This window comes from Paractinoplanes lichenicola (assembly GCF_016785085.1).
In the GTDB taxonomy this organism is placed as follows: domain Bacteria; phylum Actinomycetota; class Actinomycetes; order Mycobacteriales; family Micromonosporaceae; genus Actinoplanes; species Actinoplanes lichenicola.
This window is the reverse complement of record NZ_JAENHO010000002.1, coordinates 713,163-734,999: the sequence shown is the minus strand read 5'-3', so window position 1 is coordinate 734,999 and position 21,837 is coordinate 713,163. Positions and strand designations below refer to the sequence as shown.

Below are 21,837 nucleotides of genomic sequence, written 5' to 3'. Positions count from 1 at the left end.
CCAGTCAAGCCACGATCACTCGTACGCGGTATGGGGTGTTTCCCCCAGGCCCAGCCAGCCGCTGTCGAGGGCCGTCACGACCGCCGCCGTCCGGTTCGACGTGCCGGTCTTCCGCATGATCGCCCCGACGTGCTTCTCGACGGTCTTGGGTGACAGGCCGAGCCCGGTGGCGATCTCGCGATAGGTCAGCCCCTGCCGCATCAGCTCGAGCACGTCGTCCTCCCGCGCGGTCAACGGCGACCCCGGCAGCCGATCGGCCCGCACGATCGCGGCCGCCACCGTCTGCGTCAGCACCTCGAGGTCGTCGACGTCCCGCGCCGAGAACACCCCGGCCCGCGGCGCGAAGGTCACACTGACCGCGATCACGTCACCGCGCCACCAGATCGGCACCGCGGCCGCCGGCCCCCGCCGCACCGGATCGGACCCGGCCAGATGGCCGCCCCGCAGCCGCCCGTACTCCTCGACGACCCCCGGCCGCCGGCGGCTGAAGGCCCAGCCGGTCGCCCCCTCGTCGAGCGGGAACGTGTCACCGAGCCGGCACAACGCCCCGTGCTCGGCGGCCTTGGTGTAATGCCCGGCCCCGGCGTCCACGAGCGACACACTGCCGGCGGCCGCCCCGGTCAGCCGCGCGGTATGCCGCAACAATCGCCGCAACACGGCCGCCAGCCCGAGGTCGCGATACACGTCCGCGACCACGTCCTCGCCCGCCCCGGCACCCACCCCTCGAACATAGGCCTCACAGCGGCATCGGATCCATGTCACAGTTGGCCCGAGTCCACTGTTCAGCGGCAAATGTGGCGGGGTGGTCGGCGCCGAGGGTCCGTTGGTAGCGCTCGACGGTGTCCTGCCTCAGCTCCGTCGCCTCGTCCAACCGGCCCAGCACTTTGAGGTCGATCGCCAGGTTCAGAGCCGCGGCCAGCGTGGACGGATGATCCTCGGCGAGAACATTGCGGTAGCGCGCGAGGTTCTCGGTGTCGAGGTCGTGAGCCGCCTGGTATTCGCGAGAGGCGAAGAGATCGCTGGCCAGATTGGTTGTACAACCCAGCGTCAGGATGTGCGAGTCGCCCAGCCGGTCGCGCAGACGGCGTGCGGTCGCCTCGTTGAGCCCGCGTGAGTCAGTCAGGTTGCCCCGCAACCGCAGGATGATCGCCAGGTTGCCACCGGCGGAGAGCGCGTGCGGATGTTCCTTGCCGAGCGTCAGCCGGAACCGCCGGAAGTTCTCCTCGGCGATCTGCTCGGCCTCGTCGAGTTGGCCGGCCTGGCGCAGGTCGAGCGACAGGTTCAGGGCGGCCGCGAGCGTGCTGGGGTTGTCCGCCCCCAGCGCTATCTGATACCTGTCCAGTGCGTCCCGCGACAGGTCAAGCGCGCCTTGATGGTCGCCGGCCTTGCGGCGGGTCACCGACAGGCTCCGATAGGTCTCCAGCGTCTGCGGGTCGCGGTTGCCGAGTGTGTCGACGAACGTCTGGGCCAGCAGCTCGAACTCGTCGCGCGACTCCATGTAGTCGCCGAGCTGCCGCCGATCGATCAGGACACCACGCATGGCGACGAGCGTGTCCACATGCCCGGCGCCGAATGTCCGGACCTTGCCGTTGTAGATCTCGACATCGAGCTCGCGCGCCTCCTCGAACAGCCCGGCCAGCCGAAGACTGACCGCGAGGTTGTGCCCGGCGTTCAGCGTGATCGGGTCGTGTTCGCCGAGTCCGCGGCCACACTTGGCGTAGACCTCGCGGGACAGGTCGACGGCCTCCTGGAACTTGCCCTGGACCCGCAGGTCGGCGGCCACCGCCTGGATCGCGTCGAAGGTCGCCTCGTACTCCTCGCCGAGCTGCTCGCGATGCGTTTCCAGGAGGACGGAGTTCAGCGAGGCCGCCTCCTCGTAACGCCCCAGCGCGAACAACACGTAACCCAGCCAACGACCGATCTCGAGCCGCTGCGGCGGTTCGGCGGCCCCCTCCGGCGGCGCCCAGGATTCGTACGCGTCCTGGGAGATGGACAGGCTCTCCTTGAGGTCACCCCACCGGGCGTGATACTTGGCTTCGTTGATCACAAGCTGACGTACGAACGGCTCCTCCGCGTCGACGATCGCGCCGGAAGCGCGAAGGTGCGGATAGAGCTCGGCGTAGCGAGGCCACGAGGATCGGATCTCGGGCTGGTTCGGGTCGTTCACCGCGAGCAGCCGATGAGCCCGTCCGCGCATCTTCCGGCGTTCCTGCTCATCCATACGTTGAACGAGAACCGCCTGCACCAGCCGGTGCAGCTGGATGTTGTTGTTGACGTGGTCGATCCGGGCCAGCGCATACCGGCTGATCTCGCGGATGGAGCGGCCGAACTGGATGGGATCGCGCAGCGCCGAGTCGGCCTCCTCCTCGATCTGCGCCGCGCTGGGCCCGAGCAGCAGCCCGCGCGAGATCGGCTCGGGGGCAAGGAACGCACAGAGCTGCAGGAGCCGGAGGGCGGCGGGCCGGTTGCGGGCCAGATGGTCGAGCGACACGTTCCAGGCCGCCGCGACCGGGATCTGATAGAACGGCACCGGCGTCGACATTTCCATGAGCTCGGTCGTCTTGCTGTCGAACAGCTCGAGGTATTCGTGGGCCGGCATCCCGGTCTCCGCCAGCCACGCGCCGGCCTGCTCGATGGCGAGCGGCAGATCGCCCAGCACCTCCGAGAGCTTGTTCGCGTCGTCATCGCTCAGCACCGAGCGTTTGCCCACCTGCCCCGGCCGGTCGGTGCGCAATCGCAGCAGGCTGATGCTCTCGGCGCGCTCGAAGACGTCGACCTCGAGGCTTCGGGCAACCGCTCCCCACCGAGAGTTGCGGGACGTGACCAGGATGCGGCCCGGGCCGCCCTTGGGGAAGAACTCGGTCACCTCTTCCGGGCTGTCGGCGTTGTCGAAGATCAGCAGCCAGTTGGAGTACGGGGTGCCTCTCCGCAGCGCATCACGTACTGCGGGAACGGCGGCGGCGGCCTCGGCCTCGACCGGCAGTTCGAGCCGCTGTGCCAGCTCCACCATTCCCGCGACGATCTGGGACGTCTGCTCGGCGGAGATCCACCAGATGACTTCGTACTCGGCCTGGTGCTGGTAGACGTACTCGATGACTACCTGGGTCTTCCCCACGCCACCCATGCCGTGCAGCGCCTCCGGCAGCACCGCCGTCGTTCCGGCGGCAAGCCGCGTCCGTAGCTGCTCGAGCAGCTCCAGCCGGCCGGTGAAGTTCGGGTTCCGAGGTGGCAGCCGGCCGAAGATCACTGGCACCCGCGCGGCCGAGCCGGGTGCCTTCGGCGCGACGTCCACTGTCGGCTTGGGGAAGGGGGACTCGGCACCCTGGTTCGCTTGCACGGTGACCTCCGGGGGTGTCGGTGGCGTGAACGGCGCCGGGGAAGGCGGGACGAGGTTTCGCTCGATCTCGCCGGCGAGCGCGAGGTGCGGGCCGGAGAGCGCGCGCAGGACGACGGCCTGGACCTGCGCCAGCCGGCGCTCACCGGGCGAGATCGACGTGATCGTGGTGTGCGAGGGGGAACGGACCGCGGAGGCCACCAGCCGGATCAACGGCACCCGGTCGCCCAGATATTGATCGAGGAGGTGCAGCACCTGCCTCGTGGTCTGCTGATCGGACGCGCGCAGCAGGGCGACCCGGGCCCCGGCCACGAACTCGTGCGTGACCAGGCCGAGATCGTCCACCGCCGGGTTGGCCGCGACCGGCCCGAGGAGGCCCGCCACCACCAGCTCGGCCAAGTGCTCGGGCCGGGAACCGGGCAGCAGCCTCGCCTGGACGAGCCGCATGATCGAGATATTCAGCGGCGCCGCCGCGAGCAGGCGCGCCAGGCTGACGGCTTGCGGTGACGCTTCGGCCCGGAAGAGGGCGACAGTCCGGCCGGGCGAAGCCGGTGCCGGATCGCCTCGGTGCACCGGCGGCCCGGCCGCCGGGTCGGACAGGAAGAGACAGGGAACCGCGACCGGCTCGGCCTCCGGCGACGAGATCAACCGGGCCAGTTCGTAGAGCCACGGGCCGTCGAGCTCGATCACCGGAACGATCAGCGACGGTACGGCCGCCTCCTGTTCGCCGAGGTCGGTCGGGGTGGCGTCGGCATGCAGCCGCAGCCCGGCATTCGCGTGCGCGTCCCCGAGCGGCTCAAGGCTGGTCCGCAGCCCGATCACCCCCGAGCGCCCCCACAGCTGCTGCGGCAGCATGTGAACTGCCGCCACCAGATGCGTCTCGCCCCAGGCCCGCAACGCCTCGGTCAGGGTTCCCCGACGCCAGCCGGGTGCGGCGCCGTCGGTGCAGATCAGGAGGAGCCGGGGCCGGCCGGGCTCGACCAGGACCTGGGCCGCGCGGGTGGGCTCCTGGTCGGTCAGGCGAGCGAGGCGGGGCGGTTCGGCGGTGGTCGACGGCACCCGCAGGCGCCAGCGGCGCACCCTGCGGAAGATCTCCAGCCGGACGATCTCGTCGGCGAAGGCGTCGATGGCCTCGGTCCACAACTGCATCGAATGGTGATCATCGACGAGAACCTCGAAGTCCCAGTCGTCGCGCGACACGCCCAGCTCCGCCAACGGCCGCAAGGCCGCGGCAACTGTGCCGTCCCCCGGATAGCTGACGACCACGGGCCACTGCGCGTCGCCACCCGGCAGGTGCACAGTCTGCTGTTCGATCGTCGTGACATCGCCGGACGGCGCCTCGGGCAAAGTCGGCCCCTGACCGGCTGACGGCGACGATTCGGCCACTGCCGCTACTCCTCCCCCGCGGTCACCACGAACTCCCCCGGCAAGCGGGAGGGATCGTCCCAGAGCAGGACGAGGTCCTGACCGACCCCGCCACCATCCTCATTCATCGATGCGGTGATCCTCAACTGCGATGCACGATCCGGCAGTTCTGCCATGCCACCGTCGAAAATGAGGTTCTCGACCAGCCTCAGAAAAGATCGCGACGGCGGCTCGGTGCGATGCCAGATGACAATCGGCACCCCGGTGCGGATGGCGATCCGAATCTCCCTGGCGGCGCCGTCCTGACGCCCCGGCGGGGGTTCACTGAGGATCATCGTCACGATCCGCTCCTCGCGCTGGATCTCCTCCTCCAGCCGGTGGTCCGCCCCTCGGCTGGCCAGCCAGTCGACGCCGTGCGGGGATCGGCGCAGGCTGTGCCACCGCTTGTTCCACGCCCTCCGGCCGCCTTTGCGAATCCGGTCCAGACTGCGCACCACCACCGGGTAGTGCATGTAGAGAGGAACCGGGCCGTCGACCGGATCGTGTTCCTTGCGCCATCTTTCGACGGGCAGGTTCAGCAATTCGAAGGGCAGCAGGAATTCGAGCCGCAGCTGCCCGTCATCGCCTCCCAGCCAGCTTCTCTCCGCTGTGGCCACGATTTCCTGCACGGCGGCTTCGAGGCCGGCCTGGGGCACGACCCGCCCGATCCCGCGCTTGAAGCGGTCGGTCCGCGACCACTGGGTCCAGGAGACGACCGAGAAGAGGTCGGGACGGTCGAAGTCGATGGCGATGAGCAGGGTGGGGTCCCAGCGTTGATCGACCGGCACCCGGGGCAGGCTGTAAACGGCGCGCTGAAACGGCCCGACGATGTCCCACCGCCGCACGAGCCGGTCGAGCAGGCGCCGCAGCGGGTTCGGACCCTGCTCCCCGGCCGGAAGCAGGTCGGCGATCGACCACAGGAAGATCGTGCAGGGTGGTACCCGTTCGTCGCTCTCGTTGAGCCCGGCCAGGTAGACGAACATGCGCCAGGCATCGTCACAGTGGGGCGGCGGCGAACTGAACCCGAACGGCGTCGCGCGTCGATAGAGGTCGTGCAGATTGGTCAGAGTCACCGTCGCCAGTTCGGCCCGGAGCGACCACCAGTCGTCATCGTCGAAAACGACGGCCGCGTTCCACTCGTCGTAGAGCTGGCGCAAGGTCAGCAAGGCCGGCGAGCGAAGACGAGAATCCTGCTCCAGCACATCGACCAGATGACCGAGACACTCGGCGGCCGCACAGTCGCGGACGATGTGCGTCAGATGCTCTGCAGTGCCGGCGCCGGGCTCTACGCGCAGGTCACCGTAATGACGTGCCGTCACGGCGGCGATGAGCCGGTCACGGTCCCCGGAGTCGCTGAGGCCACCGCTCTCGTTCAGCAGAGCCACGATGCGCATCCTGACGCCCGACCGGACGTCCTGTGCGCCCTGGGGCCGTGGACCGGGTTCGGGGATCTCCGGCGTCAACGGTCTTTACTCAGGCAAGCCCGCACCGGTCTCTCCTCTCATGGGCCCGAGACACCCCTCGACGGGAAGAGACGGAGTTCCACCGAAGGGTAACCGGGAGAGTTCGAAGACTACCGATAGTGCGAGCTCGATACCACTCAGCGACGCTCGAACCAACGGACGAGGGACCGCGCCGACGCCCCCTCACCCCGCGCGGCAATGCGCAGCGCGACAGCGCGCACCACCTCGGGGCGGCCGAGAAGGAACGCCGGCTCCTCGCCGAGCGCCGCCATGGACAGGCCGAGGCCCAACCAGGCGCGTGCGTCTCCGGGGTTCTCGTCGAGGTACGCCTCGTAGAAGGTCCGCGCCTCGTCGTACTCTCCCGCGACGAGATGCACGTCGCCTGCGAGCGCACCCGGGACGTGCTCGGCGACATCGGCGGGAACCGCCCGGATGTCCTCGAACTCCTGCGGCCGGCCGAGCCGGACCCGGGCGAGAACGGCGCGGCTGTCGAGGCGTCCGACTTCACGGTCGACGACCGGCTCGCGGTCGGGGAACTCCGGCGGGATCACGCACGGCAGCCCGGCCCGCCAGGCCTCGGCGAGGTCGTCGACCGCCTCCGGCGGCACGGGGAGATGATGACAGCGCCATTGACCGTAATGGTCCGCGGCCGCGGCTTCGGCCCGGGCCCGGATTGCCGGCTCGACGGGCTCCGTCATCCACTGTTCCACCGGCTGGGCCAGATTTCGCACGAGCTGCCGGCCCAGCGGCGTGAGCCCGGGATGCCCGTCGATGCCGGCGAGCACCCGGTGCAGCTGATAGCGCCACAGCGCGAACTCGTATCGCGCCACCGCATGATCGCGGCCACGGAAGAATCCAGTGATACCGATAAATGCGTAAATGCCCTGAATCAGGCCGGCCAGCGGTCGCGGATCGTCCCGCCACGGCGCGTAGACCCGGGAGCCGGTCTTCTCCTCCACGAACCGGAACAGGTGCAGGGCGGCTCCGAGCCGGACGTGCTGCGTCTCATGCACCATGGTCGAGGCGAGCTGCTCCGCGTCCTCCGGCATGGACGCGACTACGGCGGCGAACGCCTCGTCGCACGAGGCACTGAGCGGCCGGTGTCGTTTGGCCTTCGGGATGGGAGCCACTAATGCCAGCGACGCCGCGACCGATTCGGCGGCCGTCCGGTCCTGTTCGACGAGGACTGCCCAGGCATCGACCGTGAGCGAGCGCCAGGCGCTCACGTCCTCGGCGGACAATGGCTCGGCGGCGGAATAGTTTCGCAAGTTCCGGTACGGATGGACGTCGTCCAGGACGAATTCGAGGCGCGTTCCCGCGGTCTCGGCCACACAGAGCACGGCAGGGTGCCAGCCGGTCTCGCCGGGCGCGACCAGCACGCGTTGATCCCCGACGGTCACCGTCACCGTCCCCGCGACGGCTTCGACGTGCGCCGGCACCGCGTCGAGCCCGGCGAACGTTGCGTAACCGAGGCCGGGCAACACCGCCACGCCGTCACGGACAGGGATGTCCATGGAGAAGTCGATGCCGGCTCTGATCGCTCCGGTAGCGGCCATCGCGTGCAGATAGCCGATGTCGAGCCACAGTGGCGCGTCCTCGGGGACGATCTTCCGCAGCCGTCGGTAGAGGTGAGCGGCCCAGATACCCGAAAGTGGATACATCAGGACCTGCTCGGCCGCCACGGGATCTGCCTTCTCGGCCGCGGTCAGAAGCTGCCATGCCGATTCCGGCGACGCAAGAGGTCCGGCGTCATGCCCCTCGTTGAACAGCGTGTGCAGAAGTCCGTAAAGGACGACCATCCGCGCGCTGCGTTCGGTCACCGCCAGCCGCTGCACGGTCGCGGCGGTGCCTCGCCCGTGAGTCAGTTCCTCGAAGTCAGACGCCGTTACGCGATGCAAGCGAGTAGAGGTTCGCCCCGGAACGGTGGCGACCTGACGTTCGAGAGTCAACGCGGTGTCTCCTGGCGGCAGGAGGAGTAGGCCGCGGCGATTCTTGCATATGCACGTGCAGGGCGAGCACCGATCGCGCGGCAAGTCTCATCCGCCAGCCGTGCGGGTGACGCCGCCTCGGATCAGTCGAGGCGTTGCGGGTTGTAGCCGCTGATGCTCTGGCTCGGCTGATCGATGCGGCGCAGGAAGTCCAGCAGCGGTCGGCGAAAGGCTTCCGGGTCCTGCTCGGCCAGCTCGCCGAAGCTCAGGTCACTGAGATCGAGGAGCCGGGTTTCGACTTCCGGTGAGTCCTGGCCCATCTGCTTCACCTTCGTACGAGGTATGCCGCATCCAGCCGCACGGCCCCGGGGATCGTAGCGGACGGCCGGCTTGGTTCTTGCGCGCCACTACGGCTTCCCCACAGCAGACCGTGATGAAGCGTTCCGTCACAGAATGCTAACGCCGCCGTCCGCGGGGAAGGGGCCGGATCGGCAGATCGGCCACCCCTTCCGGCCAGGCCGAGCATGGGCCGGAAGGATGCCGCCGCGGAAGCGCCGAGCCGAAGCCCCCTCCGTAGCCGGAACGCGTCGTAAATTCGAGGGAGGCTCGGGTGTATCGGCCTGGTTACAGTGTGATCACGGGCACCCTGCCGGGGTGATCGAACGGCCCTTCGTCGACGCCGGGAGACGATGACCTCGATGCGGGTGGTCAATCCAGGACTGGTGGTGCACGCCTTCTGCCCGCTCACCGGCCCGAAGTCCGAACGGGCCTACGCCGAGGCCCGCCGGATCTGGGAAGACTGCCAGTTCTCGCTCGCGATGAAGAATCCTCTGCCCGGCATTCCGTTGCATCTGCCGGCGACGGTCCCGGGCCCGACCAGCCCTGCCGGGCTCGTCCTGGCCGCACAACAACGCGGTGGGGCCGGCTTCCAAGCAGTCGCGCGGCGCGTGGACGACCTGCTCACCCTGTCATTCATCTTGTCGCAGCCGGATCCGTCCCGCTTGGATTGGTCAGACCTGCTCAACAGCTGGGTCACGGTCGCCGCGCCCTGGCCCAGCGACCTTGCATGCATCCACCTCTATCAAGCCGAGGTCGCGGACGGCACTCCCGGCGAACTGGACGCGACCTTGGCGCGATCGCTGGCTGACGGTCTGCCCGTGCAACTGCCGGACCGCTGGTGGACAGCCGGCACCCGGGCCGGCGACCACCTCGTCACCTACCAGCCGGTCGAGCGGGAAAACCCACGGTCGCTGCTGGTGCTCGCGCCCGCCGACCGATCCACCGAACTCAACTCGTGGACCTGGTCGGACGGGAGCCCCAGCCTGCCGCCGTCGGCCAGCCGGCCGCCCTTCCCGCTGTCCGCAGCACCCGTCGGGCCGCCGTCCGCGCCCTCGATACCGGCGACGGCTGCGGCGCCCGCGACCGCCGATGACCCTTTTCGGCGGCGGGTGCTGGTCTGCACGTCGGATCCGCAGGTTCAGAGCAGAATGCACGACTTCCTGCGGTCGATCGGTCTCAGCCCGGTGGAGCGCGACGAATGCATCGACCCCGACGTCACGCTCACTCCGGGATCCATGGACATCATGGTCGCCGGTATGCGGCTGGCCCGGGTCACCATCGTGGTGGCGACGTCCGGGGAGGTGATCGAGGGCGGGCGAACGGACACCGACCAGGGGTTCCTCGTTCAGGCTCTGCTGGCCCTGACTCTGGCCCGGCGCCAGCACCTCCTGGTCGTCGCGGGCAGCCCGGAGCTGCCGCCGGAGATTCATGACCGTGGAATTCCCTTGACCGACAGCCCGCTGACGAAACAGTCGCTCGCGAACCGGCTCAGGGCGGCCGGCTGTGAACCGGACACGACAGGCAGCGCCTGGCTCGAATCCGGGGTGTTCGAGGGACTCGACGCCTACAAGCGGCGGCCCCGCTGAGCGGTCACGGGTTCTGGCAGGTCCACTTGATCGTGCCGGTGACGGCGTCGCCGGGCAGGCCGCCCTCACCGGTGGTGGCGAGCTTCTTGAAGGTCCACGTGCCGCCGCCCTTGCCGTCGGTCTTGACTGCGCTCGACGTGGAGTCGGGCCAGGTGCCGTAGATCTTGTTGTCGATGGCGATGCTGGGGCGGGAGCCGGGGGCCACCAGTTGGTCCTTCGGGTAGTCGCCGGGGCCGGCGTAGTCGTCGATCCACAGTTCGACGGTGACCTTGTGGTCCGCGACGTTGCCGTCGAGCAGGCCGGCCATGGCGAAGATCGTGGAGCCGTCCTCGCGTTTTGTGCCGCGGGAGTATTCGGCGCAGTCTTTCAGGAACTTCCCGTTGAGGGACGGGGCCAGGGCGGTCTGCTTGCCCGAGAGAGCCCCACCGAGGTCGAAGGTCATGGTGACCTTCGGGCCGAGCGAGAAGTCGCCGCCATTGTCCGCCTCGGCCGGGATGGGTGATTCCTCCATCCCACAAGCGGTCAGTGTCGCCAACACGATCGTGGACATTACGACGGCGCTGGTCCGCAGTGCACTTAGCATGTTTTCACTCCCTGTCCGACCTGTGCGGGAAGCCTGACCGGCGCCGCCAAAAAACCACCAAAGAGGCGCGGGTGCGGTTCGAGGTTCTGGGGCCGGTACGGGTTTTGAGCGACAAGAGCGAGGTGGCGGTGCCGCCGAAACCGCGGGCGTTGCTGGCCGTGCTGCTGGCGGCCCGCGGCAAACCGGTGACGGTGGAGCGCCTGCTGGCCGAGCTGTGGCCGGACGGCGCGCCGTCGACGGCCACGGCGACGCTGCAGATGCACGTCTCGGCGCTGCGCAAGGTTGTCGGCGACCGGGTCGGCACGGGCGCGGGCGGTTACCGGCTCGACCTGGCCGGGGCGGAGTTCGACGCGGCCGAGTTCGAGCGGTCGCGTGACCTGGATTTGTGGCGCGGGGAGCCGTACGAGGGGGTGGCCGCCGGGCCGTCCGTCGCGGCGGCCTCGGCCCGGCTCGCGGAGTTGCGGCTCGGCGCCCGGCAGGAGTGGGCGCGCCGGGCCCTGGCCGACGGCCGGCATGTGGCGGCGGCGACCGAGCTGGCCGGGTGGGTGGCCGCCCAGCCCACCGCCGAGGGCCTGGTCCGGCTGCTGATGACGGCGCTTTACCGCTCGGGGCGGGCCGGGGAGGCGCTCTCCGCGTACGACCGGACGGCCGCGGCCCTGGCCGACCTGGGCGCCCACCCGGGCCCGGAGCTCGACGCGCTGGCCGCCGCCGTACGCCGGCAGGATCCGACGCTGGACCGTCCCGCGCCCGGCGTGCCCGCCCAGCGCAACCGGTTCATCGGGCGCCGGGCCGAGCTCGACCGGGTGATCGAGCTGCTGGGCCGGTCGCGGCTGCTGACGATCGTGGGGCCGGGTGGCGCCGGCAAGACCCGGCTCAGCGTCGAACTGGCCCGCGAGGTGGCCGCCGACCACGAGGCGGTGCACGTGGTCGAGCTGGCCGAGCATCGGGACGGCCCGCTCGAGCTGCGCCTGGCCGCGGCGGCGGGCATCCGCGAGGAGCCGGGCACCCCGATTCTCGAGACGGTGACGCGGCAGCTCGGCGGCCGGGTGCTGCTGGTGCTCGACAACTGCGAGCACGTGCTGGCCGAGGCGGCCAAGCTGGCGTACACGCTGCTCGCGGACTGCCCAGGGCTGCGCCTGGTGGCCACCAGCCGGGAACAGCTCGGGCTCAGCGGCGAGGTGATCTTCACGCTGGGCGGGCTGGCCATCCCCGCCCCGGGTGCGACGGATCCCCAGGCCGATGCCGTACGGCTCCTGGCCGATCGCGTGGCCGCGGCGCGCGGCGGCACCGGGCTGGCCCCGGCCGAACAGGCGGTGGCGGCCGAGCTGTGCCGCCGGCTCGACGGCCTGCCGCTCGCCATCGAACTGGCCGCGGCCCGGCTGCGCGCCGTGCCGCTGTCCGAGATCGTGTCGCGGCTCGACCGGCAGCTCGACCTGCTCACCGGCCGCTCGCCGGTGGCCCGGCACCAGACCATGCGGGCGGCCATCGACTGGGGCTACGAGCTGCTCGACGTCCCCCAGCAGGAGTTGCTGCGCCGGTTGGGGGTCTTCGCGGGCGGCTTCGAGCTGGCGGCCGCGGCCGAGGTGGCGGGCGGGGATCCGCTCGACCCGCTCACCCAGCTGGTCGACCGGTCCATGGTCGAGTGGCGGGACGGACGCTACCGCCTGATCGAGACCATCCGCGAGTACGCCCGCGAGCGCCTCGGGCCGGTCGAGCGCGCTTCGGCGTACGGGAACCTGGTTGGTTTTTGGACGACGAAGCTGGCCACGCCGCCGCCCGTGGACGGGCCCGCGCACACCGCCTGGCTGACCACGATCGGCGCCGACCACGACACGATCGTGGCCGCCGCCGACTGGGCGCTGCGCGAAGGTGAACCGGCGCAGGGGCTCGAGATCGTGGCCGCGATGTGGTGGTACTGGTGGGTCGCCGGGCGGATGGCCGAGGGGCTGGGCTGGCTCGACCGCGCGCTGGCGGCCTCGACCGAACCGTCGGCGCTGCGGGCCAAGGCCCTGCGCGCGGCGGCCGCCCTGGCCCGCAACTCGGGCGACCTCGACCGGGCGCGCCGGCTGGGCGAGGAGGGGCTGGCGACGTTCCGCGCGCTCGGCGACCGGGCCGGCATGATCGCCGCGTTGAACAACCTGCTGATCACCGCCCAGGCCCAGGAGGACTATCCGGCGTCGCTGGCGTTCGGGCGGGAGGCGCTGGAGCTGGCCGAGCGGGCCGCGGACGCCCGGATGGTCGCGGCGGCCTCGAACAACACGGCCGGGACGCTGCGCTGCATGGGCCGCCTGGACGAGGCCGAGGAGCTGTTCACGAAGGGGCTGGCCGGTTTTCGCGCCCTCAACGACCGGCGGGGCGAGGCGGCCGCGCTGAGCAACCTGTCGACGACCGATCGGCGGCGGGGGCGGTACGAGCCGGCCCGTGCCGCCATGCGCGAGGCGCTCGCCCTCTACACCGAGCTGGGCATCGCCGAGGGGCAGCTGGACGCGATCGAGGGGCTGGCCCAGCTCGACGTGCTGGAGTCGGCGGCCGAAAACGGGCTGCGGTTGCTCGTGCTGGCCGAGCGGGAACGGTCGGCCCTGGGCGCGCCCAGCTTCACCCCCGACGAGATCGCCGACCGCGACGCCGCCGAGGCCGCCGCCCGGGCCGCGCTGTCACCCGTTCAGGTGGCCCGCGCCTACCGCTCAGCGTCAGAGACTTCCCTGGTGGCGGCGGTGGCGGAGCTTCTTTAGGGATTCTTTGGCGGGGTCACGCAAAGTCTTCTCCAACAGCACTTCTCTTGAGGAGACCTCGTGAAGCACCGCCTCGTCGCCCTGGCCGCCCTCGTCGCCGTCTCCCTGACCGGAGGCTGCGGCATCATCGAGGACGCCGTCAACGGCACGCCCGCTCCGGCCCAGGCGACGACCCCGGCCGGGAACAAGCCGACCGCCGACTCCGGTTTCGGGTCGGTCAAGGATTCGGGCGACATCCCCGACGTGTGCCGGCTGCTCTCCAAGCAGGAGGTCACGTCGCTGACCGGCCGCACGATCACCCAGATCGACGAGGACGGCGCCGAGCCCGGCGAGGCCACCCGCTTCTGCCAGTGGCAGCAGGAGGACGGCCAGCTGGCGGTCTTCCTGAGCCGCACGACCGCCGCCGACTTCGACGTGATGATCGCCGAGGCCACCCCGGTCGACGGGGTCGGCGAGGACGCGTTCCTGCTCTCCGGCCACCTGTACGTCCTGTACGGCACCGTCCAGCTCGACATCTACTCCCGCGGCGGCTCCGACGACCAGAACCTGGCCGACGCCAAGAAGATCGCCAAGGTCCTCCTCCCCCGCGTCTGACCTACGATGACTCATGGACAACGTGTTCTTGCGGTGGCGGGAGCCGGCGACCCGGCTCCTGTCGCGGGCCCTTCCCGGTGATGTGCTGTGGTACATCGAGACGGAAAGACCCGTGTTCGCGCTGACCTTTGACGACGGGCCGCATCCGGAGACGACGCCGGGGCTGCTCGAGGTGTTGCGGGAGCATGGGGCGAAGGCGACGTTCTTCCTGGTCGGTGAGCGGGTCCGGGCCAATCCGCGGGTGGTCGAGCAGATCGTGGCCGAGGGGCACGAGGTGGCCAACCACCTGATGCGCGACGAGCGGTCGGTGCTGGTGCCCGACGAGCAGTTCGAGCGGGAGCTGGCCGAGACGAGCCGGCTGCTCGAGGCGTACGGGCCGGTCCGGTGGTTTCGCCCAGGATCCGGCTTCTACAAGCCGCAGATGCTCAGGACGGCGGCTGAGCAGGGGTTAAGGGCCGTGCTGGGGACGCTCGTCGCGGGTAACACCGGCGGGCCCGGGGACGGCGCGATCGCCGGTGGGCTGGCCGCCTCGGTGCGAGCAGGCTCGATCGTCGTGCTGCACGAGGGCACCGAGAAGCGGCGCGGGGTGGTCGCGACCACTGACGAGTTGCTCAGCGCGAGCGGACTGACCGCGGTCAGCGTATCGACGCTGGTCGGTTAGCCTCGGGTGTGCCGTTCACCGACTTACCCGATCCGTCCGCTTCCGTCTCGCTCGACGATCTGGTCGAGCGGCTGCGCCGGCTGAAGGTGTGGGCCGGCGACCCCTCGTACGACGCGATCACCGAGCGGGTCAATGCGGCCTGGCGGGCGGCGGGGCGGCCGGCGAGCGAGCTGGCCCGGCGGTCCACGGTGGCCAACTGCTTCGTGTCGGGACGGCGGCGCTTCAACACCGACCTCGTGCTGGCCGTCGTCGAGGCGTTGCACCCCGACCCGGCGTACGTGAATCAGTGGCGGCAGGCGTTGCGCGTCGTTACCGGCGAGTCGGAGGCTGTGGCCCAGGTTCGGGTGCTCGACGAGCTGCCGCAGGATCTGGCCACGTTCACCGGGCGGGTCCGCGAGCTCGACCGGCTGCGGCTGGCCGCGCGCGAGGGCGACGCCGTGGTGATCTCGGCGATCGAGGGCATGGCCGGCATCGGCAAGACGCAGCTGGCCGTCCGGGCGGGGCATCTGCTGCTGCGCGACAACGAGGTCGACCGGGTGCTCTTCGTCAACCTGCGCGGCTTCCACCCCGACGACACCCAGCCGCCCGCCGACCCGTCCGCCGTGCTCGACGGCTTCCTGCGCCTGCTCGGGGTCCCCGGCCACCAGATCCCGTACGGGCTGGAAGCGCGAGCCGAGGCCTTCCGTCACCGGATCGCCGGCACCCGCGCCCTGATCGTCCTCGACAACGCGGCCGACGCCGAACAGGTCCGCCCGCTGCTGCCGCGAACAAAAGACTGCCTGACTCTGATCACCAGCCGCCGCAGCCTGACCGAGCTCGCCCCGGCGATCCGGCTCGCCGTCGACGCCTTCACCCCCGACGAGGCACTCACCTACCTGGCCGGCGCGTTGCCTGACATAGCAGAGGGCCCGGCCAAGAGGATCGCCGAGCGCTGCGGCTACCTCCCCCTCGCGCTCAGCCTGATCGCCGCCCACATCCGCAACACTCCGGGTTGGACGCTGGCCGACCACGCCGACCGCCTCGACGAACGGCACCGCGACCGCCGCCTCGACTCCGGCGTCGAACACGCCCTAGACCTCTCCTACCGCGCCCTGCCCGCCGACCGCCAGCGTGTGCTGCGCTTGGCCGCCCTGCACCCGGGCCAGGATTTCGACGCGTACGCGGTGGCCGCCCTGACCGGCGACTCGGAAAACGACCTCGAAGCCCTCCGCGACGACCACCTGCTGCAGGAGACCGCGCCCGGCCGCTACTCGTTCCACGACCTCGTCCGCGCGTACGCCACCGGCCGCGCCCACGACCAGGACCCGCCGGCCGCCCGCCGCGCGGCCCTGACCCGCCTGTACGACCACTACCTGGCCACGGCGGCCGCCGCGATGTCGACGCTTCACCCGGCCGAGGCCCACCGTCGCCCGGCGATCCCGCCGACCGGCCTGCCCGCCCCCGACCTCTCCGGCCGCGAGGCCGCGACCGACTGGCTGGACACCGAGCGGACCACCCTGCTGGCCGTCGCCGCGCAGGCCGGGCCCGGCCACGTCACCCGCCTGGCCCAGGTGCTCTACCGCTACTTCCAGGGCAGCAGCAACGCCGACGCCCTGATCGTGCACGGCCACGCGCTGCGGGCCGCGAACGACAGCGGCGACCTCGGCGGTCAGGCCCATGCCCTGGTCGGGATCGGCATCGCCCACCTGCGGATGGGCAGCATCGCGCGCGGGGTCACGTGCCTGCGCCAGGCGGTCGGGCTGTTCCGCGAGCTGGACGAGCCGGGCGGGCAGGCGCTGGCCCTGACCAACCTGGGCACGCTGGCGGAACGGGCGGGGCGGCTCGACGAGGCGGTGAGCCTCTGGCAGGAGACCCTGACGCTGTTCCGGCGGGCCGGGGACCGTTCCGGGGAAGCCATGACGTTGAACGGTCTCGGCGGCGCCATGGAACGGGCGGGCCGCTACCCGGAGGCGATCGCCTACTCCCGGGAGGCGCTGGCGCTGGCCGAGCGGGCCGGCAACCTGCACGCCGAGGCGTTCGTGCTCAACTCGCTCGGCTTCGGCGAGATGAAGGCGGGCGAGCTCGGGCCGGCCGGCGAGCACCTGCGCCGGGCCCTGGAGCTGTTCCGGCGGCTCGGCAGCCGGGCCGGCGAGGCCACCGTGCTCGATTCGCTGGGGCTGCTGCACACCCGGCTGGGCCGGGCCGCCGAGGCGGTCGGCTTCCACGAGGAGGCGCTCGTCATCGTCCGCGAGAACGGCGACCAGGACGGCGAGGTTCACGTGCTCAACGGGCTGGGCGAGGCCACGCTGGCCGCGGACCGGCCCGCCGACGCGATCGCCCACCACACGGCCGCGCTGGTGCTCGCGACCGAGCTGGGCGTGCGCGGTCAGCAGGCGCTGGCCCACGCCGGACTGGGCCGGGCCACCGGCGAGGCCGAGCATCTCCGGCAGGCGCTGGCGCTGTATGTCGAGCTGGGCGCGCCCGACGCCGAGCAGATCGAGGCCGAGCTGGCGGCCCTACAGAATGCCGAGGCGGTGGGCGGCTGACACGGCGGCCGCGCGGTCGGGCACCTCGAGCTTGGCGTAGATGCGCAGCAGGTGGGTCTTGACGGTGGCCTCGCTGATGTAGAGCGCCGCCGCCACCTCGCGGTTGGTGCGGCCCTGGGCGACCAGCGCCACGATCTCGCGCTCGCGGGCGCTGAGCTGCCCGGTCGGCGTGGGCTTGCGGGGCCGTACGCGGGAAAGCAGCACCGCGGCGACCGAGGGCGACAGCACCGTCTCGCCCCGCGCGGCGGCCCGGACGGCGCGGAACAGCTCCTCGCGCGGCGCGTCCTTGAGCAGATAGCCGATCGCGCCCGCCTCGACCGCGGGCAGCACGTCGGAGTCGGTGTCGTGCGTGGTCAGCACCAGCACCCGGACGGTCGGCACGCGTTCGAGCAGCAGCCGGATCAGCGTGCCGCCGCTGGGCTCGGGCATGCGCAGGTCGGTCAGCACGACGTCGGGGCGTTCGGCCGCGACCACGGTCAGCGCCTCGGCGCCCCCGGCGGCCTCGCCCACGATCGCGAAGTCGGGCTGGGTGCCGAGCATGCCGCGCAACCCGTCCCGGACGACGGGGTGATCGTCGACCACAACGAGCCGCACCGTCATCACGCCACCTCGATCGCGGGCAGGGTCACGTTGACCGTCGTGCCGTGGCCGGGCGCCGACTCGACGGCCACCGACCCGGCCAGCGCGGCGACCCGTTCGCGCAGCGCGACCAGCCCGAACCCGGCCCCCGGGCGTGGCTCGAAGCCGATCCCGTCGTCGCGCACGTCCAGCACGATGATGTCCTCCATGTAGGACAGGGTGACGTCGGCCCGCTTGGCCCGCGCGTGCTTGCCCACGTTGGCCAGCGCCTCCTGCGCCGCGCGGAGCAGCGTCACCTCGACCTCCGAGTGCACCGGCAGCGGCGTCCCGGTCATCGTGAAGCTCGCCGGCACGTCGTGCCGCTCACTCCAGTTCGACACAGTTTCCCGTACGGCGTCAGCCAGCCGTTGATCCTGCAACGGCCCCGGGCGCAGCGCGTCGATCGAGCGGCGCACCTCGGCCAGGCTCGTACGGGCCAGCTCTTGCGCCTGGCCGAGCCGCCGCGCCTGCTCCTCCGGCAGCTCGCCGATCGCCTCGAGCTGGGTGACGATGCCGGTCAGGCCCTGGGCCACGGTGTCGTGGATCTCGCGCGCCAGCCGGGCCCGCTCCTCGGCCACACCCGCCTCACGGCTCAGCCGCGCGTTCTCGGCGGCCATGGCGACCAGCTCGCTGTTGACCTCGCGACGCCGGATCGCCTCGCGCTCCATCACCCGGATCATCGTGCCGAACAGCGCGGCCAGCGGCGTCACGACGAACAAGTTGATCAGCACCGAGCCGAAGTTGGCGTGCGAGGCGATCAGCCAGGGCACGTTGGCCGCGACCACCCCCACGTCGCGAAACCGGCCGTCAGCGCCAGCGTGACCAGGTGATAGCCGGCCGGGGCACCGGAGAAAAGCGAGATCCCGTACGCGGTCACGAGCAGCCCGTACGGGAGCAGCGCCCAAACCTGGTTCCATCGGTGCTCCGCCACTGCCCTCACGCCGCCATCCTGCCTGTTCCGCGGGTGAGCCGGCGCAGCAGAATCTCGGCCGGCCCTTGCCGTCCGGCCCGGCGCAGCAGTTCGGCCGGCCCGACCGAGACGGCCCACGTCACCAGCGCCAGCAGAGCGACCGTCCCCGTGCCCAAGGTCCGGCCCAGACCCAGCCCGTACGGCATGAGCAGCGCGACGAACACCACGGACTGGAACAGATAGCAGCTCAGCGACCGTTGCCCGCACGCCGCGAGCGCCCGCACGACCGGACCCGGCCGGCGCCCGACGCGGACGGCCAGCAGCCCGATCAGCGCCGCGTAGCCCAGGCCGCCCGCGATGCCGGTGACCGCGTGCAGGGCGTTCACGGCCCACAACGACGACGTCGTCCAGAAGTGCCCGACCGCGAGCCCGGCCGGCAACCCGCCCGCGATCGCCGTGGTCAGGCCGAGCACCGCCGTCCGGACCAGCAGCGGGCGATGGGCGGCCGGGTCGGCCAGGATCCCGCGGCGGGCGGCCCACGTGCCGACCAGGATGGCGCTGCCCACGCCGAGCACGCCGAACGGGGTCATCAGCCACTCGGCCGGGCGCAGCAGCATGGCCCGCAGCGGGTCGGTCTGCTCGAACGACCAGAAGAACGAGCGGCCGCCGTCCGACGGCATCGCGTACGCCATGCCCTGCACCAGCGCGACCACGACCAGCCAGCCGGCCGCGGCGAGCAGCAGCTTGCGGTCGCTGACGGCGGTCAGGCCTAGGCCGTGTTTCGTGGCTGGGGTGGGAGCGAGGCCGGGTCCAGATTTCGTCTGGTGGTGGCCCGGGGAAGCCTGGCTCCCGGTGTTGGAACCGGGCTTTTCCGGGACGCCGCCAGGCGGGATCTGGGCCCTGCCGCAGCCCCGCTCCAGCCACGAAACACGGCCTAGCAGCACGAGCCCGGCCAGCCCGTACAGGCCGAGGATGTCGCCCGGGAACAGCAGCAGGGCGTGGGCGAAACCGAACGCGATCAACCACAGGCTGCGGCGGCGGACGTACGCTCGGCCCTTCGTCTGGAGGAGCTGCACGACCCCGTACGCGAAAAGGGCCGCGAACAAGGGGTAGGCGCGCGCGTCGACCAGCGTCACGGTGAGGACGCTGACGATCCGGTCGGCGAGCCCGGACTCGACGATGTGCTGGCGCACCCCGTACGGGCGGCCGTAGAGATAGACGACGGAGTTGGCCAGCGCGATGAGCGCCAGCATGAGCCCGCGGGCGAGATCCGGGGCCAGCAACCGATCTGTTCTTGGTGCCACGGTGAGTGTCATGGCTCGAGTCTTCGGCCGGGCCACCCCCGCCCGTAGTCCGTCAGCTCGCCATGGATTCAACCGATCGACGTATGGCGCCCGTGGTTGATCATTGACCGGTGACGTTCTCGTTGAGCACCCCGCCGCTGTTCGCCGCGCTGGCCCCCGCCCGCCGGGTGCTGATCGCCGGGGCCGGTGGCGGCTTCGACGTGTATGCCGGGTTGCCGCTGGCCCTGGCCCTGTGGGAGGCCGGCGTCGAGGTGCACCTGGCCAACCTGTCGTTCTCCGAGCTCGAACTGGTCGACCGCGAGTCGTGGCTCACCGAGCAGATCGTGGCGGTGACCCCCGCGTCGGCCAGTCCGGACTGGTATTTCCCCGAGGGCGTGCTGGCCAAGTGGCTGGCGTCGCAAGACCTTCCCTCGACCGTGTACGCGTTTCCGCCGCTCGGCGTGCAGACGTTGCGGGAGGCGTACGGGCATCTGGTCGCCCTGCACGACATCGACGCGATCGTGCTCGTCGACGGCGGCACCGACATCCTCATGCGCGGCGACGAGAACGGGATCGGCACCCCCGTCGAGGATTTGACCAGCGTGGGCGCCGTGGCCGGGATCGACCTGCCGATCAAGCTGGTGACCTGCCTCGGGTTCGGCATCGACGCGTATCACGGGGTGCAGAGCGTCGAGGTGCTGGAGAATCTGGCCGCGCTCGACCGGGAGGGCGGCTATCTGGGCGCGCTGTCGATTCCCGGCTCCTCCCGCGAGGCCCGCCTCTACCGCGCCGCCGTGGCCGACGCGGCCGCCGCCACCCCCGACCGCCCCAGCATCGTCAACGGCCAGATAGCCGCGGCCCTGGCCGGCGAGTTCGGCGACGTCCAGTTCACCCGGCGCACCACCGGCAGCGCACTCTTCGTCAACCCGCTGATGACCGTCTATTTCACAGTCAACCTCGACAAGCTGGCCGCCCGCTGCCTCTACCTCGACCGCATCGAGAACACCGTGGGCCGCCGCCAGGTGATCTCCCGGATCGAGGCCTACCGCAACGAGGTCACGACCCGCATCCCCCGCGCCTATCCCCACTGACCAGGATCAGCGGCGGCGGACCACGTTGAAGGCGATCTCGCTGCTGCGGTGGTAGTCGATGGCGTACAGCACCCGCTCGCCCTCGCGGGACACGCACGTCTCCTCGACCAGCAGCCACGGGTCGTACTGGGCCAGGTCGTAGGTCTTGGAATGCTCGGGCGGCAGGTTCGCGGCCGACAGGCGGGCGATCGACGAGACGACGTGATGCCCGTGCCCCTCCAGGATCTTGGTGATCGAGGCGCCCCAGTTGCGGAACTCCAGCGGGCCGGGCAGCGCGTCACGCCGGATGATGTTGATGCTGAAGACCATCGGCTGGTCGTCGCCGAGCCGCAGCCGCACCAGCCGGATGACCGGGTCGCCCTCCTCCAGCTGGAGCTCGCGGGCGACCCGGGCATCGGCGACGGCCTCCTCCACGCTGAGCACCACATTGGTCACCGTGTAGCCCAGGCCCTGCAGCAGCTCGGTGATGCTCTCGTAGATGTTGACCGGCCGCTCGATCGGCAGCGACCCCAGCGCCGAGACGAACCGGCCCCGGCCCTGGATGGCGGTCACCATCCCGTCCTGCTCCAGCAGCTTCAGCGCCTCGCGGACCTTGTTGCGGGAGACGCCGAACCGCTCCGACAGCTCGGGCTCGGTCGGCAACTGGTCACCCGGCCCCAGCCCGTCCTGCGCGATGAGCTGACGGATGTCTTCCTTCAGCTGGGGAGCCATCTTGGCGGTCACGGTTCTCTCCTCGGCAGAGAGCGACTGGGGATGGAGGGCAGGGGTCACTTTACGGCCGCGGGC

The 21,837-nt window shown here is 71.0% G+C and carries 17 protein-coding genes; 6 read left to right on the top strand and 11 right to left on the bottom strand.

Going from position 1 to position 21,837, the window contains the following annotated elements; translation table 11 throughout:
- Positions 1-15: 15 nt before the first annotated feature.
- The 5 genes from JKJ07_RS07965 to JKJ07_RS07945 all read right to left on the bottom strand — a co-directional run bounded on the left by JKJ07_RS07965 (position 16) and on the right by JKJ07_RS07945 (position 8,449).
- On the bottom strand, positions 16-720 hold the full coding sequence (locus tag JKJ07_RS07965; RefSeq protein ID WP_202990573.1) for a LuxR C-terminal-related transcriptional regulator: 705 nt from the start codon (positions 718-720) through the stop codon (positions 16-18).
- 16 nt (positions 721-736) lie between these two features.
- Positions 737-4,720 carry an FxSxx-COOH system tetratricopeptide repeat protein gene (gene fxsT, locus JKJ07_RS07960; protein ID WP_202990572.1) on the bottom strand — a complete coding sequence of 1,328 codons (3,984 nt, stop codon included), beginning with the start codon at positions 4,718-4,720 and terminating at the stop codon, positions 737-739.
- Positions 4,721-4,725: 5 nt separating this feature from the next.
- On the bottom strand, positions 4,726-6,123 hold the full coding sequence (locus tag JKJ07_RS07955; protein ID WP_202990571.1) for a VMAP-C domain-containing protein: 1,398 nt from the start codon (positions 6,121-6,123) through the stop codon (positions 4,726-4,728).
- Between the two features lie 215 nt (positions 6,124-6,338).
- The gene (locus tag JKJ07_RS07950) at positions 6,339-8,150 is read right to left on the bottom strand and encodes an HEXXH motif domain-containing protein (RefSeq protein WP_202990570.1); all 1,812 of its coding nucleotides are present in this window, start codon (positions 8,148-8,150) and stop codon (positions 6,339-6,341) included.
- Positions 8,151-8,272: 122 nt separating this feature from the next.
- Complete coding sequence (locus JKJ07_RS07945; RefSeq protein WP_202990569.1) at positions 8,273-8,449, bottom strand: hypothetical protein; 177 nt, start codon at positions 8,447-8,449, stop codon at positions 8,273-8,275.
- Between the two features lie 369 nt (positions 8,450-8,818).
- Here JKJ07_RS07945 and JKJ07_RS07940 point away from each other — a divergent pair, with 369 nt between their 5' ends.
- On the top strand, positions 8,819-10,054 hold the full coding sequence (locus JKJ07_RS07940) for a CATRA conflict system CASPASE/TPR repeat-associated protein (RefSeq protein ID WP_307834159.1): 1,236 nt from the start codon (positions 8,819-8,821) through the stop codon (positions 10,052-10,054).
- Positions 10,055-10,058: 4 nt separating this feature from the next.
- Here the strand turns inward: JKJ07_RS07940 and JKJ07_RS07935 are convergent, their stop codons facing one another.
- The gene (locus tag JKJ07_RS07935; protein WP_202990567.1) at positions 10,059-10,565 is read right to left on the bottom strand and encodes a hypothetical protein; all 507 of its coding nucleotides are present in this window, start codon (positions 10,563-10,565) and stop codon (positions 10,059-10,061) included.
- A gap of 143 nt (positions 10,566-10,708) precedes the next feature.
- Between JKJ07_RS07935 and JKJ07_RS07930 the strand changes: the two genes are divergently transcribed.
- Genes JKJ07_RS07930 through JKJ07_RS07915 form a run of 4 tightly spaced genes read left to right on the top strand, consistent with a single transcriptional unit; the run spans position 10,709 to position 17,149 of the window.
- Entirely contained in the window at positions 10,709-13,369 is a 2,661-nt protein-coding gene (locus JKJ07_RS07930; RefSeq protein WP_202990566.1) for an AfsR/SARP family transcriptional regulator, read from the top strand.
- Positions 13,370-13,429: 60 nt separating this feature from the next.
- On the top strand, positions 13,430-13,963 hold the full coding sequence (locus JKJ07_RS07925) for a DUF3558 family protein (RefSeq protein WP_202990565.1): 534 nt from the start codon (positions 13,430-13,432) through the stop codon (positions 13,961-13,963).
- Between the two features lie 13 nt (positions 13,964-13,976).
- Positions 13,977-14,624: a polysaccharide deacetylase family protein gene (locus tag JKJ07_RS07920; RefSeq protein ID WP_202990564.1), complete on the top strand. Its 648-nt coding sequence runs from the start codon at positions 13,977-13,979 to the stop codon at positions 14,622-14,624.
- 8 nt (positions 14,625-14,632) lie between these two features.
- On the top strand, positions 14,633-17,149 hold the full coding sequence (locus JKJ07_RS07915) for an ATP-binding protein (protein ID WP_307834158.1): 2,517 nt from the start codon (positions 14,633-14,635) through the stop codon (positions 17,147-17,149).
- Here JKJ07_RS07915 and JKJ07_RS07910 read toward each other — a convergent pair.
- The 4 genes from JKJ07_RS07910 to JKJ07_RS07895 are packed head-to-tail and all read right to left on the bottom strand — an operon-like array spanning position 17,120 to position 19,993.
- Positions 17,120-17,749 (bottom strand): response regulator, encoded by a 630-nt coding sequence (locus tag JKJ07_RS07910; RefSeq protein WP_202990563.1) that lies wholly within the window; start codon positions 17,747-17,749, stop codon positions 17,120-17,122. The genes JKJ07_RS07915 and JKJ07_RS07910 overlap by 30 nt on opposite strands.
- Positions 17,749-18,558 carry a sensor histidine kinase gene (locus JKJ07_RS07905; protein WP_202990562.1) on the bottom strand — a complete coding sequence of 270 codons (810 nt, stop codon included), beginning with the start codon at positions 18,556-18,558 and terminating at the stop codon, positions 17,749-17,751. Before JKJ07_RS07905 ends, JKJ07_RS07910 begins: the two co-directional genes overlap by 1 nt.
- Positions 18,525-18,707, bottom strand: a complete 183-nt coding sequence (locus tag JKJ07_RS07900; RefSeq protein WP_202990561.1) for a hypothetical protein — start codon at positions 18,705-18,707, stop codon at positions 18,525-18,527. The genes JKJ07_RS07905 and JKJ07_RS07900 overlap by 34 nt, the downstream gene beginning before the upstream one ends.
- Complete coding sequence (locus JKJ07_RS07895) at positions 18,704-19,993, bottom strand: DUF418 domain-containing protein (protein WP_202990560.1); 1,290 nt, start codon at positions 19,991-19,993, stop codon at positions 18,704-18,706. Before JKJ07_RS07895 ends, JKJ07_RS07900 begins: the two co-directional genes overlap by 4 nt.
- Positions 19,994-20,091: 98 nt before the next feature.
- On the opposite strand from JKJ07_RS07895, the gene JKJ07_RS07890 reads away from it, so the two are divergent.
- Positions 20,092-21,051: a DUF1152 domain-containing protein gene (locus tag JKJ07_RS07890; RefSeq protein ID WP_202990559.1), complete on the top strand. Its 960-nt coding sequence runs from the start codon at positions 20,092-20,094 to the stop codon at positions 21,049-21,051.
- A gap of 6 nt (positions 21,052-21,057) precedes the next feature.
- Here the strand turns inward: JKJ07_RS07890 and JKJ07_RS07885 are convergent, their stop codons facing one another.
- Entirely contained in the window at positions 21,058-21,774 is a 717-nt protein-coding gene (locus JKJ07_RS07885; RefSeq protein ID WP_202990558.1) for a GntR family transcriptional regulator, read from the bottom strand.
- Positions 21,775-21,837: the final 63 nt, after the last annotated feature.

Coding starts and splice junctions, on each gene's coding strand:
- JKJ07_RS07945 (WP_202990569.1), bottom strand. CDS start 8,449: ATGGGCCAGGACTCACCGGAAGTCGAAACCCGGCTCCTCGATCTCAGT.
- JKJ07_RS07940 (WP_307834159.1), top strand. CDS start 8,819: ATGACCTCGATGCGGGTGGTCAATCCAGGACTGGTGGTGCACGCCTTC.
- JKJ07_RS07935 (WP_202990567.1), bottom strand. CDS start 10,565: ATGGAGGAATCACCCATCCCGGCCGAGGCGGACAATGGCGGCGACTTC.
- JKJ07_RS07920 (WP_202990564.1), top strand. CDS start 13,977: ATGGACAACGTGTTCTTGCGGTGGCGGGAGCCGGCGACCCGGCTCCTG.
- JKJ07_RS07910 (WP_202990563.1), bottom strand. CDS start 17,749: ATGACGGTGCGGCTCGTTGTGGTCGACGATCACCCCGTCGTCCGGGAC.
- JKJ07_RS07895 (WP_202990560.1), bottom strand. CDS start 19,993: ATGACACTCACCGTGGCACCAAGAACAGATCGGTTGCTGGCCCCGGAT.